Here is a 13,616-nt window from a genome sequence, read left to right on the forward strand (position 1 = left end):
CTGCCTCCCAACAGCCCGTGTGTGTTCAGTCCTTCAGCGTCTCCCGCGCGATCACGACCCGCTGCACATCGCTTGCACCTTCGTAAATGCGCAAAGCTCTGATTTCGCGGTATAGCTTTTCAACCATCATGCCAGATCGCACACCGTCACCGCCGAACAATTGCACAGCGCTGTCGATCACTTTCTGTGCTTCTTCCGTTGAAAATAGCTTGGCCATTGCGGCTTCTCGCGTGATGCGCGGTGCGCCCATGTCCTTGGTCCAGGCCGCGCGGTAGATCAGTAAGGCGCTGGCGTCGATCTTTAAAGCCATATCCGCAATGTGGCCTTGAACCATCTGTAAATCAGCCAAAGCAGCCCCCTGCACATGGCGGGATTTGACCCGTGCTGTTGCCTCGTCAAGCGCGCGGCGGGCAAAGCCAAGGGCCGCGGCTGCGACGGTTGATCGGAACACATCCAGGACCGACATGGCAATTTTGAAACCCTGCCCTGGTTGTCCAATCATCGCGCTGGCGGGAATGCGGCAATCTGTAAAGCGAAGGGTCGCAAGTGGGTGTGGTGCGATGGTTTCTTGGCGTTCAGTAATTTCAAAACCCGGCAACCCTGCTGGCAGGATAAAGGCGGATAGGCCGCGTGCCCCTGGTGCTTCGCCTGTGCGTGCGAATAGGGTGTAAACATCTGCGATCCCACCGTTTGAGATCCAGGTTTTCTCGCCGTTTAGCACATATTCATCGCCGTCGCGCTGGGCGGTCATTGTGGAATTTGCCACATCAGACCCGGATTGTGGTTCGGTCAATGCAAAGGCGGAAATGGCCATGCCGTTGCGCGTCTTTGGCAACCACTCAGCCTTCTGCGCCTCTGTCCCAAACAGCGAAATCGCGCCTGTACCCAGCCCCTGCATCGCAAAGGAAAAATCTGCCAACCCGTCATGATAAGCCAGTGTTTCGCGGATCAAGCACAGGGTGCGGACATCAAGCTTGGCATTTGCGTCTGTGTGATTAACCGCGGAATGCGCCGCCCAACCGTCACGTCCCAATCGTGCCACAAGATCCTGACACAGTGCATCAGTGTTGGAATGGTCAAGGTCAGACAGCTCCTGCGTCGCCCAAGTCTGTAGATTTGCCGCCAGATCACGATGTCGGTCATCAAAGAATGGCCATGAAAGAAATGTTGTATCCGCCATTGCTTAATCCCCCTCAAATACAGGTTTTTCTTTGGCGACAAAAGCCTCGTAGGCGCGTTTGAAGTCTTCGGTCTGCATGCAGATGGCTTGTGCTTGTGCTTCGGCTTCTATGGCTTGGTCAATCGACATGGACCATTCTTGGTTCAGCATGGTTTTCGTCATCATATGGGCGAAGTTGGGCCCGGCTTTGATGCGATCTGCCATTGTTTTCGCTTCTGTTTCCAATGTGTCGCCTGAGACCAAACGGGAATAGAACCCCCATGCCTCGCCTTCCTGTGCTGACATGGATCGCCCGGTGTAAAGCAGATCTGCCGCGCGGGACTGTCCGATGATCCGGGGTAAGATCGCGCAAGCCCCCATATCACACCCTGCAAGTCCGACACGGGTGAACAGAAAGGCGGTTTTGGCTTCGGGGGTGGCGATGCGCATGTCGGACGCCATGGCGATAATGGCACCCGCGCCGACACAAATTCCATCCACTGCTGCAATCACGGGCTTGCCGCAATGCATGATCGCCTTGACCAGATCGCCGGTCATGCGGGTGAATTGCATCAGTTCTTTCATGTTCATGCGGGTCAGTGGCCCGATGATATCATGCACATCACCGCCCGATGAAAAGTTCCCACCGTTTGAGGCGAAGACCACGACATCCACATCATCAACATAATGCAAATCACGGAACCAATCGCGCAGCTCTGCATAGCTTTCGAAGGTCAGCGGGTTTTTGCGTTCAGGGCGATCCAACTGAACCGTTGCAACACGGTCTGCAATCGACAGTTTGAAATGGGTCACATCTGTGCGCGCGTTAGTCATATGTCTGATCCTCTACCGTCTGTAGTTGTGCGGAGAGGTAATCGGCATCTTCCGCTGCGAAGGCATTTAAAAGTTCGTCAATCCAGGCTTCATGTGCTTCAGCCAGTTTTGCAAAGTGGATTTTGCCGCCTTTGGTCAGGCGTACCTTGGTGGCGCGTCGGTCGCCCTTTACCGCAACTCGTTCCACCATGTCATCTTCGACCAGGCGTTCAATGATGCCCGTGACATTGCCATTTGACACTTTCAGCACGCCGGACAGTTCACTCATCCGTAGGCCTTCTTCATGACGCATCAACGCGGCCATGACGTCAAAGCGCGGCAAGGTAGAGCTGAACTCCACGCGCAAACGTTCGCGCAAGGTTGCTTCAATCCCTCGGCTGGTTTTCAGCAGGCGCAGCCAAAGGCGTAGGCGGGATTTTGAATCGGGTTCAGCGTTTACCATTGTGTCACCTTCATATTTCACCGCCAGAGACAGGCAGTGCCGCACCATTCACGCCGCGTGCACTGTCAGAACACAGCCAAAGCACCAGATCCGCGATTTCCTGGGGCGTGACGAAACGGTCTTGCGGGTTGGGCGCGCGCAGGGCTTTTTCGGCCTTGTCGCGATCCATCCCGGTTTTCTCCATGATGTTGGTGACGGATCGCTCCAACATCGGTGTTTCAATGAAACCTGGGCAAATTGCATTCACGGTGACGCCGGTTTTTGCAAGCTCTAACGCCAGTGCCCGGGTTAGCCCGACCACGCCGTGTTTTGCCGCGACATAGCCTGCGACATAAGGATAGCCTTTTAAGCCAGCTGTTGACGCGATTGAGATCATCCGCCCTTCGCCCGCGTTTTCCATATCCGCCAGGCTGGCTTGGAAACAGTTGAACACGCCGGTCAGGTTTACGTCCAACATGGCCTGAAATTCATCGGCGGTGGTTTTCTTAAACGGCTTGCTTTCGGCAGCACCGGCATTGGCAATGATGATATCAACCGCGCCATTCACGCCACGCGCATCACGAAAGGCGGCGTTCACGGATGCCGGGTCGGTCACATCGCATGTCACATAGCCAATGGCTTTATGTTGTTTGGCGACCTGTTTTAGGGGGGCTTCTGACCGCCCCATCACGGTCACCCGCGCACCCGCATGGGCAAGGGTTTCAGCGATTGCTGCACCGACACCTGTGCCGCCGCCAGTCACCACCGCATGTTTTCCGTTGAGGTCAGCCATTATACTTTTCCCAACATTTCAGCGTTGCGATCCGCCAGCCGCCAAGCCTGTTCACGGCCTGCGTCATAGGGGAGGGGCCAGGTCGCCGAACGATCCCCGATTTCAGCACCATTGTGCAGGGTCCAATAGGGATCAGCCAGATGTGGACGGCCAATAGCCACCAAATCCGCGCGCCCGGCCATCAGGATGGAATTGGCGTGATCAGCCTCGAAAATATTACCCACGGCCATGGTCGCAATGCCTGTGTCATTGCGGATGCGATCTGAGAACGGTGTTTGGAACATGCGGCCATAGACGGGCTTGGCATCCACGGTGGTTTGGCCCGCGGATACGTCAATGATGTCCGCACCTGCGGTGTGGAAAATATCCGCGATGTCGACGGCGTCGCGTGGGGTGACACCCGCATCCCCCACCCAGTCATTCGCAGAAATACGCACGGACATGGGTTTGCCTTCAGGCCAAACAGCGCGCATGGCTTGGAACACTTCAAGCGGGTAACGCATGCGGTTTTCCAAGCTGCCGCCATAGCCATCTGTGCGTTGGTTTGACACCGGCGAAATGAAGGAACTGATCAGATATCCATGTGCGGCATGCAGCTCGATCATGTCGAATCCCGCACGCTGGGCCATCTCGGTGGCGGCGACGAACTGATCGCGGACTTCATCCATTTCGGCTCGGGTGATCTCTCGCGGGGTGGCGTTATTCGCAGTCCAAGCAATGGGCGAGGCCGAAATTAGATCCCAGTTCCCACTTTCCAGCGGCTGATCCATGCCCTCCCAGCCGATGCGGGTTGATCCTTTGCGCCCGGAATGGCCGATCTGACAGCAGATCTTGGCGTCGGTTTCCGCGTGCACGAAATCCGTCAGGCGTTTCCAGCCCGTTTCATGTTCTGGCGCGTAGAGACCTGGGCAACCTGGCGTGATTCTGCCTGTGTTAGAGACACATGTCATCTCAGTGTAGATCAGCGCAGCACCGCCTTTGGCGCGCTCACCATAGTGGATCAAATGCCAATCGGCCGGTGTGCCATCCACAGCCTTATATTGTGCCATGGGTGAGACAACGATGCGGTTTTTCAGATCCATGCCGCGCAATTTATAGGGTGCAAACATCGGGGCGCGCACGGAGGTTTCTGGCCCGCCTGCCTGTGTCTGAAACCACTTCTCGGCACTTTCCAACCAGTCCGCGTCGCGTTCGCGCAGGTTTTCATGACTGATGCGTTGGCTACGTGTCAGTAGGGAATAATTGAACTGCACAGGGTCCAGATCAAGGTAGCGTTCCACTTGTTCAAACCATTCAAGCGAATTGCGCGCAGCGGATTGCAGGCGCAGCACATCAAGGCGACGCTCGCTTTGGTAGCGGGTGAAAGCGCCCTCAAGCGTGTCTTCGGTGTGAATGAACTCTGCCAAGGCAATAGCAGAATCAAACGCCAAACGAGACCCGGATCCGATTGAGAAATGCGCCGTGGCAGAGGCATCGCCCAGCAACACGACATTCTCATGATGCCATTTTTCGCAAAGCACACGCGGGAAATTCATCCAAACGGCTGATCCGCGCAGGTGATCGGCGTTGGACATCAGCTTATGTCCGTCTAGGTGATCTTTGAAGATCTCTTCACATTTCTCGATGATCTGTTCTTTGGACATGGCTTCAAAGCCGAATTTGTCCCAGGTTTCCTGCTGGCATTCTACGATGACTGTCGCGGTCTCATCGTCGAATTGATAAGCGTGCACCCAGACCCATCCATGTTTGGTTTTCTCGAATATAAAGGTAAAGGCGTCGTCGAATTTCTGATGGGTGCCCAGCCAGATGAATTTGCATTCGCGCACATCAATTTCGGGTTTGAAATGTTCCGCGTGGGCTTCGCGCACTTTGGAACCAAGACCGTCACAACCAACCACAACGTCATATTCGGCCTGGTAGTCTTGCACAGGTTTCGCTTCGGTCTCAAACATCAGGTTCACACCCAAATCACGGGCGCGATTTTGCAGAATCAAAAGCATCCGCATCCGGCCAACCCCGGCGAAGCCATGCCCGCCGGAAACGGTGCGCACGCCGTCATGCACAACTGCAATGTCATCCCACCACGAAAAGCTGTCGCGGATCATTTGCGCTGAAATAGGGTCGTTTTCCGAAAGGTTTCCCATCGCGTCATCGGACAGAACAACACCCCATCCGAATGTGTCATCGGCTTTGTTGCGCTCGATCACGGTGACCTGCGTCTCAGGTTGGCGTAGTTTCATAGAGATAGCAAAGTAAAGCCCCGCAGGACCTCCGCCCAGACATGCGATTTTCATATTTTCCCTCCCAGTCGGGCAGGTGTCCTAGCGCCTGTCCTGTGTTGAACTGTGCCACAGGTGAAATTTATTTCAAGTATAAAATATTTAAGGTGCAAATATTCAAGCGACGCGATTGTGATTTCTATGTGTGATAAGGCGGCAAATCACGTTGACAGCTTGTGTTACGGGGCCTAAAAGCCCTCTGTTCCCGGGCCGAATCTGTTTCGGGGATTCTTGGTGTTGGTGGCCCTCGCAAGGGGATGCCTGTCACCCGGTTTTCCGGGAGAAGGACAACGCCCTTCAACAAACCGCAGCGCAATCGCCATCGGGTGATCAGCGGGCATAGAAGGAGAACAGCCGTGACTAAACGTACTGCTGCCAAATACAAATTAGACCGTCGCATGGGCGAAAACATCTGGGGCCGTCCTAAGTCTCCCGTAAATCGTCGTGAATATGGCCCCGGCCAGCACGGTCAGCGCCGTAAAGGCAAACTTTCCGATTTCGGTATCCAGCTGCGCGCAAAGCAAAAGCTTAAAGGTTACTACGGCGACCTGACTGAGAAACAGTTCCGTCGCATTTATGGCGAAGCTGAGCGTGTTAAAGGCGATACAGGTGAAAACCTCATTGGTCTGCTCGAACGCCGTCTTGACGCTGTTGTTTACCGCGCGAAATTCGTTGCAACTGTTTTTGCTGCACGTCAATTCGTAAACCACGGCCACGTGACTGTGAACGGCAAGAAAGTGAACATTCCTTCTTACCGTGTTAAAGAAGGCGACGTGATCGCTGTTCGTGAGAAATCACGTCAGATCGCAGTTATTCTTGAAGCAACACAATTGGCTGAGCGCGATGTTCCTGATTACATCGAAGCTGACCACGCGAAATTGACTTCAACTTTTGTTCGCACTCCTGGTCTTGGCGATGTGCCATACCCAGTGATGATGGAACCAAACTTGGTTGTGGAATTCTACGCGAAAAACTAATTTTCGCCGAACCACTGAGGATTTTAAAGGTCGCCTTTCAGGCGGCCTTTTTTATTTGCTTGAACACTGGCGTCATGGCACCCTGAATAAACATCAGGGAGGATGTCATGAAGAAGTTGTCAGTGTGTGTAGGGATAATCAGTATGTTCATGGGGGCGGCGCAAGCCGAGGTCGCCGAAATAAACGGCAGTAATTTGTCATACACGGTCATAGGTGAAGGGCCTGCAGTGATGGTATTGCATGGTGGGCTGGGATTGGATCACACCTATCTGCGCCCATATTTTGATCAGCTTTCTGACGCACACACTGTTGTGTATTACGACCACCTTGGAAACGGAAAATCGGATCATCCCGAAGATTTTGCGGAACTGACCATGGATCGCTTGGTGTCTGATGCGGATGCGCTGCGCGAACATCTGGGGCTTGATGGTGTGGTGATGATTGGTCATTCCTATGGCGGATTTATTGCCCAAGCCTATGCGGCGCAACACCAGGATCACTTAAAGGGCTTGGCTTTGATCGACACGGCGCCGGCGCTGGATTACCACCCGCAGCTTGCCGGTACAGATCAGCAAATGGCCGCCCTTGGTGCATTGTTTTCCGGGCCAATGCCAGACAATGAAACATTTCGGGCGACTTGGGGGCAGGTGATCCAGATGTATTTCAAGAACTACGACTCTGAGCTGGGCGATGTTCTAGATGCCAACACGACCTATTCCTATGAAGCTTGGAATGCGGCGGGTCGAATGCTTGCCACATTCAACATGCTTGAGGCTTTGCCAAACCTTGAGGTGCCGGTTTGGGCTGTTGCCGGGGCTGCCGATGGTATCACGCCGCCAGCGGAAGGCGCTTTGCGTATCGCTGAACTTGTGCCGAATGCGACCTCATCGATCTATCATGACTCCGCGCATTATCCGTTTATCGAGCAGGAAGATGCATTTTTCGTAGAATTGCGAATTTGGATGGATGGGCTCTGACCCTGACTTTTGATGTGTCAAAATAAATACAATCAGGGCGTTGCGGCGCCCTTTTTCGTGAACAACCGGACTGTGACGCATTTGGCGATGGTCTTGTATTCGTCCAGCGGTTAAAACGGCGGCCAAATGTGCAAGCAAGGATGGGCTTTCCCGATGACAAACATCCGGCCAAAAGAAAGTGTGAAGAACATCGCACCTTACAAGGGCGGCGAGGCAAAAGTTGCTGGCGTCCGTGATGTGATCAAGCTTTCATCAAATGAAAACCCTTATGGGCCTTCAGAAAACGCGACCGAGGCGTGGCGCAAAGCTGGGTTCGAACTACATCGCTACCCTCCGTCGGATCATAAGACTTTGACACGTGCCTTAGCCGCGCAAGTCGGCCTTGAGGAAGAAGGAATCATCTGTGGCAATGGCTCAGATGAGATCATTTCTCTGCTGTGCCAAGCCTATGTTGGTGAGGGCGACGAAGTCATCCACACAGAACACGGTTTTGCAATGTATCGCATTTCCACCCTAGCCGCAGGCGGAACGCCGATTGAGGTGCGCGAACGAGAGCGCCTGACCGATGTCGAGGCGATCCTCGAGGCATGTAACGAGCGTACGAAATTGGTCTTCATTGCGAATCCGAATAACCCCACTGGCACGATGATTGGTGGCAACGAGATCTCGCGTCTTGCGGCTGGTTTGCCGGATCAATGCCTGTTGGTATTGGACGGAGCATATGCCGACTATGTTGAGCATTTTGATGGTGGTGCCGGACTTGTGGAAAGTCGGGATAACGTGGTGATGACGCGGACGTTTTCCAAACTTTATGGTCTGGGTGGTTTGCGCGTCGGTTGGGGTTATGCCCCTAAACCTGTCATCGATACATTGATGAAGATCCGCCCGCCCTTTAACCTCAGTCGTGTGCAATTGGAAACGGCTGAAGCCGCACTGCGAGATCAAGATCACATCACGAAATGTCGGTCTGAAAATGCACGCCTGCGGGCTTGGTTGGCTGAGGCATTGGCTGAACATGGGGTGTTGTCTGACACATCTTGTGCCAATTTCATTTTGGCGCGTTTCGCAAGCGAAGCTGAGGCGAACGCCTGCGACGCTGAATTGCGCAAAGAGGGTCTGATCGTGCGCAAAGTCGGCGGGTATAATCTGCCGAACTGTTTGCGGATCACTATTGGTGATGAAGGATCATGTCGGCGCGTCGCCCATGTGATTGGCCTTTTCAAAGAAGGGGATGCATCGGATCCCACAGTGAAAGCGGATGTGTCTGCATGAGCCAAATTTATGATCGTGTTGCATTAATCGGTCTTGGCCTGATTGCGTCTTCCATGTTTTGGGGGATGAAGCGTGCTGGACTGGCAGGCGAAGTCACCGGCTATGCGCGTTCTGAAACCACCCGTGATCGCGCGCGCGAAATTGGTCTGTGTGACGTGATCTGTGATACGATGGCTGAGGCCGTGAAGGACGCAGATTTGGTTGTGCTTTGTGTGCCAGTTGGTGCAATGGGTGTTGTTGCTTCAGAGATCGCCCCCCATCTGAAGGCAGGTGTTGTGGTTACCGATGTTGGCTCGGTCAAAGCCGCTGTTATTCGCGATGTCATGCCACATTTACCCGACACAGCATGTTTCATTCCTGGGCACCCGCTGGCCGGGACAGAACATTCCGGTCCTGATGCCGGATTTGCAGAACTTTACGACAATCGCTGGTGTTTGTTGATTTCGGATTGTTGCGACAACCCGGATGAAATTGCCCGCCTGACCCGATTTTGGGAAGGCTTGGGGGCCAATGTCGAACAGATGGACGCCGAACACCACGACCTTGTGTTGGGTGTCACCAGCCACGCACCGCATTTGATTGCCTATACGATGGTCGGGGTTGCAGATGATCTCCGGCGTGTGACTGACAGCGAAGTCATCAAATATTCTGCGGCGGGCTTTCGCGATTTCACCCGGATTGCGGCCTCTGATCCGACCATGTGGCGCGATGTCTTTCTGAACAACAAGGAAGCAACTCTTGAAATTTTGGGACGTTTCACTGAGGAACTTTTTGCGCTGCAACGGGCGATCCGCACCGGAGATGGCGAGCATCTGCACGATTATTTTACCCGCACCCGCGCCATACGTCGTGGAATTATTGAGGCGGGTCAAGACACGGATGCACCTGATTTTGGCCGTGGGGCCAAGCCGGCGACACCTGCTGGAGATTGATGAACATGTTGAAATACCTGTCAAAGGTTACCCCCTTGGCTTTACTGTTGTCGATGCAGCATGTGATGGCCAACGCACCAGAACGTTCTGTAATCCCGCAATTGCGCCCGGAATCTATTGGGGCGGCATCCCTTGGGGCGGCAGCCAATGTACCACGCGTGGTAACGGTTCCAGTATTCTATAACCCAACAACGCGCCCAACATTGCGTCCACAGGCAGGGCAGGTTGTTGCATCCGGGGCAACGGCAGTGGCCTCTGGGGTGATTTTGTTGCCTGCGACAGTTCCGGGTGTGCAGCGTTCGGTGATTCCGACCCTGCGCCCACAAGGACTTGCGCAACGGCGCGTAGCGCAAGCGTCTACAACCGCGAGTGCCGCGACAGCCCCGGCAAGTGAGACGCGGGCACAACGACGCCAACGCGAGCGCGATGAGCGACGGGCTGAACGTCAGCGCAGTAATCAGCCGCGTAGTGGTTCTGTCTGCGGTGATCGCTCTATTCGGGGTGAAGAGGTTTCTGCAATTGCTGGCACGATGCGTGGGTGCGGCGTATCTAATCCTGTTCGCATCACTGAGGTGGATGGGGTGGCCCTTACCCAAGCCGCGACCATCAATTGTGACACTGCGCGTGCTTTGAAAACTTGGATAAACGACGGTGTTCGGCCGGCAGTTGGCCGTCTTGGCGGGGGGGTTGCAAGCATCCGCGTGATTGCCAGTTATTCCTGCCGCACGCGCAACAATCGCGCTGGCGCGAAGGTAAGCGAACATGGCAAGGGCAATGCTCTGGATATCGCTGCGATCAATCTAAAAAATGGTGCCGATATTACTGTTTTGACCGGTTGGCGCACCAGCCCGCAACGTGAACTTCTGCGTCAAATGCACCGTTCTGCATGCGGTCCTTTTGGCACGGTTTTGGGGCCAGAAGCTGATCGCTATCATCAAGATCACTTCCATTTTGATGTTGCCCGACATCGCAGCGGGTCTTATTGCCGCTGATTGCATCTGGATTGGTGGTTATTTGGGAAAGATCACGGGAGACCGGCCAATTGGAAATGGTCCAAACCAGATTTGGCCGTCTTGGAAGACCAGCGGCGCGGTCAAGGTGTCGGGGTTCCCGTCCGCCAATGTAAGCGCCGCCAAAAGCCCTTCCCAGCCTGGTTGTGCGATGCCCGCATCTACGAGAACTTGAAAAGCTTGCTTCCAGCTGCGCGCGGTGAGAACCAGTTGCCCAGTGGCTTGACCTGCAACTCCGGGCTCTAAGCGGCCTTCAAGTTGAAGCGTAATATTGCCCCATTGAAGCGCCGCGCTTTTGATTCCAATCGCCAGAAGTTCGGGCAAGTTTTCACGATCTAAAGGCGCGGAAAATTCAAGTGTTGCGTCACTGGTGATCGCGGACAAACGTGGGGGAAGGGCCTGATCAGGATTGAAATGTGCCATTAACTCGCGCGGTGGCTGCACCTGTTTTAGATCAACCAACAGATTATGTGCATTTGGGATGCTTGGGTTGACCCGTGTGGCAACAAAAGTCTCTGCCACTGCTAGCAGTTGCTCGGCACCAAGGCCGTTTATACGCAGATCCTTCGCCACCAGTTGGCTGCGGTCAAGCGGCAGGCTGGTATTTGGTTTAAACACGACGCTGGCCTGCATTTCGCTGGTCAGAATATCAGCTTGAAAATCGCCAACGCGCAGGGATTGTTCCTGTGGCCAGGTCGCGATGAGGTGCCAAGGTTTGTAGCTAAGGGCTGCGGTGACGAACAGCGGGGCGGTCCATTCGATGTTTTGACTTGGGATCTTTAGGTCGAGGTCGCGCATCACCGTGTCAAAACGGTTCGGAAAACCTTGAACGCCAAACTCGGAATATCGCAGATCAATGCCTTGATCCTGTGCCTCGTCAATTGCGGTCTTCAGTTGGTTTTCCAGGGTGGTAGACCCCACAATCCAATATCCGGCCCAGCCGATGAAGATAAACAGTATAAAGATAATCAGCCCGCGCATGGTTGCTCTTCCCCTTTGGCGTTTCCTAGTGTTTACAGGGCAGAATGAAAAAGGGCCAGCTGTGAAGTATTACGCGTGGTTGGCCGCTAGAAATGGGCGTGAAATGGTTGATATTGATATTTCCGGTGGGTTTTGGGTGTTCGGCTATGGATCGCTTTTGTGGAACCCTGGGTTTCCGGTCGCGACGCAAAAACAAGCGCGTCTAACGGGTTGGCATCGGTCTTTTTGCATGCGTTCGATCCATCATCGTGGCACCGAAGAACAACCCGGATTGGTGTTGGCGCTGGATCGTCAAGAGGGGGCCTATTGTGATGGCGTTGCCTTTTACGTGGCCCCGGAACACGCTGAAAAAACGTTGGCGGAACTGCGCGAACGGGAATTGGTCTCGTCAGCCTATCTTGAGACCATTCAACAGCTGAAAACTGCGGAAGGGCCGCTTGACGCCGTTGCCTATGTTATCGACACTGTGCATGACCAATACTGTGGTGGTTTGGCGCTTGAAGAACAGGCGCAGATCATGGCCACGGCGGTTGGTGGACGCGGGCCAAACACAGAATATCTATGGAACACCGCAGCCCATTTGGAAGAAACCGGTTTGCGGGACGCGGATTTGTCTTGGCTTGCGGACCGTGTAAAGGTGTTAACAGCGGGTCAGTAAGGCCTCGCGCTTTGTAACGATTTTCAGTCCCCTTGAAATTTAACTGGCCAAAGGGGCCTGATCGCTTATCCTGTGGTCAAAGAACAACAAAGTCAGGATGAGGCCGCAATGGCGGATACACAGCAGTACGAGGCAAGGCCGAGCTTCTCACATCCGGTGAGTCAAATTTTAACAATGCTTGCGGTGATCGGACTTGTGGGTTTCGGTCTGTATGTTGCCTTTCCGCGCATTGGTCCGGTGTTTTTAGCCAACCCATGGTTGAATGGATTCATCGTATTTGTCTTTATAATAGGTGTCCTTGCATGTTTTTGGCAGGTCATCCAACTGTTCTATGCAGTGCGTTGGATCGAAGGATTTGCGGCGGATCCCGATGGGAACACAACGCAAGCGCCAAAGCTTTTGGTGCCTTTGGCGACTTTGCTGCGTGGTCGCAGCGGTCAAGGCGTTACGATGCAAATCAACTCGGCATCGGCCAGTTCTATCCAAGATTCGGTCGCGACACGTATTGATGAAGCTCGTGATATCACCCGTTATATTGTTAACCTTTTGATCTTTCTTGGATTGCTGGGGACATTTTACGGTCTGGCGACAACGATCCCGGCCTTGGTCGATACGATCAGCTCACTTGCCCCAGCAGAAGGGGAAGAGGCCCTTGGCGTTGATGTTTTTACCCGCCTGATGAGCGGCCTTGAAGAACAGCTTGGCGGTATGGGCACGGCTTTTGCATCGTCTCTGTTGGGGCTTGCTGGGTCGCTTGTTGTGGGGCTGCTTGAACTGTTCGCAGGCCATGGTCAGAACCGATTTTACGGCAACTTAGAAGAGTGGCTTTCAACAATTACACGGCTGGGATTTGCGTCAGGTGACGGCGAAGGCGGGGGTGATAGCAATCATCTGGCCTTCGCGCTTGAACGCATGGCCGTGCAAATGGAAAATGTGCAAGAGATCTATACAAAGGCTGATGTGTCTCGCGCGATGTTGGAAGAGAAAATCGGCGCCCTCGTGGATGTGATGTCACATGGCAAAGCGCCCAATGACGCCCAAGCGCAGAACGTTTTGTTGACCCGGATTGCTGAAGGGCAGGAACGCTTGTTGCAACATGTCAGCGATCAAAGCGAGACCAGTGGCCAGCACGCCGACGCTGAAAACCGTATGCGCTTGCGGTCCATTGATGTCCAGCTTTTACGGATCCTCGAAGAGATGTCCGCTGGACGTCAGGAAAGCATTGCGGATCTGAAAGCTGAACTTGCACAGGTTGCAGAAGGGCTTCAGGCACTTGCCGCCCCGATGTCACGGGTCAATGCACAACGCAGATCTGAGACGTAA

The 13,616-nt window shown here is 54.1% G+C and carries 13 protein-coding genes; 7 read left to right on the plus strand and 6 right to left on the minus strand.

The window, feature by feature from the left end; all coding sequences use genetic code 11:
* Positions 1-25: 25 nt before the first annotated feature.
* Genes RJ38_RS00550 through RJ38_RS00570 form a run of 5 tightly spaced genes read right to left on the minus strand, consistent with a single transcriptional unit; the run spans position 26 to position 5,501 of the window.
* Complete coding sequence (locus RJ38_RS00550; protein ID WP_039016972.1) at positions 26-1,180, minus strand: acyl-CoA dehydrogenase family protein; 1,155 nt, start codon at positions 1,178-1,180, stop codon at positions 26-28.
* A 3-nt stretch (positions 1,181-1,183) separates the two neighbouring features.
* On the minus strand, positions 1,184-1,993 hold the full coding sequence (locus RJ38_RS00555; protein WP_039016973.1) for an enoyl-CoA hydratase family protein: 810 nt from the start codon (positions 1,991-1,993) through the stop codon (positions 1,184-1,186).
* Positions 1,986-2,435, minus strand: a complete 450-nt coding sequence (locus RJ38_RS00560; protein ID WP_039016974.1) for a MarR family winged helix-turn-helix transcriptional regulator — start codon at positions 2,433-2,435, stop codon at positions 1,986-1,988. The genes RJ38_RS00555 and RJ38_RS00560 overlap by 8 nt, the downstream gene beginning before the upstream one ends.
* A 10-nt stretch (positions 2,436-2,445) precedes the next feature.
* Positions 2,446-3,207, minus strand: a complete 762-nt coding sequence (locus RJ38_RS00565; protein ID WP_039016975.1) for an SDR family NAD(P)-dependent oxidoreductase — start codon at positions 3,205-3,207, stop codon at positions 2,446-2,448.
* On the minus strand, positions 3,207-5,501 hold the full coding sequence (locus RJ38_RS00570) for a bifunctional salicylyl-CoA 5-hydroxylase/oxidoreductase (protein WP_039016976.1): 2,295 nt from the start codon (positions 5,499-5,501) through the stop codon (positions 3,207-3,209). The genes RJ38_RS00565 and RJ38_RS00570 overlap by 1 nt, the downstream gene beginning before the upstream one ends.
* Positions 5,502-5,842: 341 nt before the next feature.
* Between RJ38_RS00570 and rpsD the strand changes: the two genes are divergently transcribed.
* The 5 genes from rpsD (at position 5,843) to RJ38_RS19150 (ending at position 10,636) form a co-directional block, all read left to right on the plus strand.
* On the plus strand, positions 5,843-6,463 hold the full coding sequence (rpsD, locus tag RJ38_RS00575) for a 30S ribosomal protein S4 (protein WP_039016977.1): 621 nt from the start codon (positions 5,843-5,845) through the stop codon (positions 6,461-6,463).
* 107 nt (positions 6,464-6,570) lie between these two features.
* The gene (locus tag RJ38_RS00580; protein WP_082005580.1) at positions 6,571-7,440 is read left to right on the plus strand and encodes an alpha/beta fold hydrolase; all 870 of its coding nucleotides are present in this window, start codon (positions 6,571-6,573) and stop codon (positions 7,438-7,440) included.
* A gap of 153 nt (positions 7,441-7,593) precedes the next feature.
* Positions 7,594-8,712, plus strand: coding sequence for a histidinol-phosphate transaminase (gene hisC, locus RJ38_RS00585; RefSeq protein ID WP_039016979.1), 1,119 nt, complete (start codon positions 7,594-7,596; stop codon positions 8,710-8,712).
* Positions 8,709-9,644: a prephenate/arogenate dehydrogenase family protein gene (locus tag RJ38_RS00590; RefSeq protein ID WP_039016980.1), complete on the plus strand. Its 936-nt coding sequence runs from the start codon at positions 8,709-8,711 to the stop codon at positions 9,642-9,644. Before hisC ends, RJ38_RS00590 begins: the two co-directional genes overlap by 4 nt.
* Positions 9,644-10,636, plus strand: a complete 993-nt coding sequence (locus tag RJ38_RS19150; RefSeq protein WP_238321612.1) for an extensin-like domain-containing protein — start codon at positions 9,644-9,646, stop codon at positions 10,634-10,636. Before RJ38_RS00590 ends, RJ38_RS19150 begins: the two co-directional genes overlap by 1 nt.
* Before the next feature lie 18 nt (positions 10,637-10,654).
* Here the strand turns inward: RJ38_RS19150 and RJ38_RS00600 are convergent, their stop codons facing one another.
* Complete coding sequence (locus RJ38_RS00600; RefSeq protein ID WP_039016981.1) at positions 10,655-11,635, minus strand: DUF2125 domain-containing protein; 981 nt, start codon at positions 11,633-11,635, stop codon at positions 10,655-10,657.
* A 103-nt stretch (positions 11,636-11,738) separates the two neighbouring features.
* Between RJ38_RS00600 and RJ38_RS00605 the strand changes: the two genes are divergently transcribed.
* Complete coding sequence (locus RJ38_RS00605) at positions 11,739-12,293, plus strand: gamma-glutamylcyclotransferase (protein WP_039017003.1); 555 nt, start codon at positions 11,739-11,741, stop codon at positions 12,291-12,293.
* Positions 12,294-12,401: 108 nt separating this feature from the next.
* Positions 12,402-13,616: a hypothetical protein gene (locus RJ38_RS00610; RefSeq protein ID WP_039017004.1), complete on the plus strand. Its 1,215-nt coding sequence runs from the start codon at positions 12,402-12,404 to the stop codon at positions 13,614-13,616.

This window comes from Halocynthiibacter namhaensis, assembly GCF_000812685.1.
Lineage (GTDB): Bacteria > Pseudomonadota > Alphaproteobacteria > Rhodobacterales > Rhodobacteraceae > Halocynthiibacter > Halocynthiibacter namhaensis.

Coding starts and splice junctions, on each gene's coding strand:
- RJ38_RS00550 (WP_039016972.1), bottom strand. CDS start 1,180: ATGGCGGATACAACATTTCTTTCATGGCCATTCTTTGATGACCGACAT.
- RJ38_RS00555 (WP_039016973.1), bottom strand. CDS start 1,993: ATGACTAACGCGCGCACAGATGTGACCCATTTCAAACTGTCGATTGCA.
- RJ38_RS00560 (WP_039016974.1), bottom strand. CDS start 2,435: ATGGTAAACGCTGAACCCGATTCAAAATCCCGCCTACGCCTTTGGCTG.
- RJ38_RS00565 (WP_039016975.1), bottom strand. CDS start 3,207: ATGGCTGACCTCAACGGAAAACATGCGGTGGTGACTGGCGGCGGCACA.
- RJ38_RS00570 (WP_039016976.1), bottom strand. CDS start 5,501: ATGAAAATCGCATGTCTGGGCGGAGGTCCTGCGGGGCTTTACTTTGCT.
- RJ38_RS00580 (WP_082005580.1), top strand. CDS start 6,571: ATGAAGAAGTTGTCAGTGTGTGTAGGGATAATCAGTATGTTCATGGGG.
- hisC (WP_039016979.1), top strand. CDS start 7,594: ATGACAAACATCCGGCCAAAAGAAAGTGTGAAGAACATCGCACCTTAC.
- RJ38_RS00590 (WP_039016980.1), top strand. CDS start 8,709: ATGAGCCAAATTTATGATCGTGTTGCATTAATCGGTCTTGGCCTGATT.
- RJ38_RS19150 (WP_238321612.1), top strand. CDS start 9,644: ATGAACATGTTGAAATACCTGTCAAAGGTTACCCCCTTGGCTTTACTG.
- RJ38_RS00600 (WP_039016981.1), bottom strand. CDS start 11,635: ATGCGCGGGCTGATTATCTTTATACTGTTTATCTTCATCGGCTGGGCC.
- RJ38_RS00605 (WP_039017003.1), top strand. CDS start 11,739: ATGGTTGATATTGATATTTCCGGTGGGTTTTGGGTGTTCGGCTATGGA.
- RJ38_RS00610 (WP_039017004.1), top strand. CDS start 12,402: ATGGCGGATACACAGCAGTACGAGGCAAGGCCGAGCTTCTCACATCCG.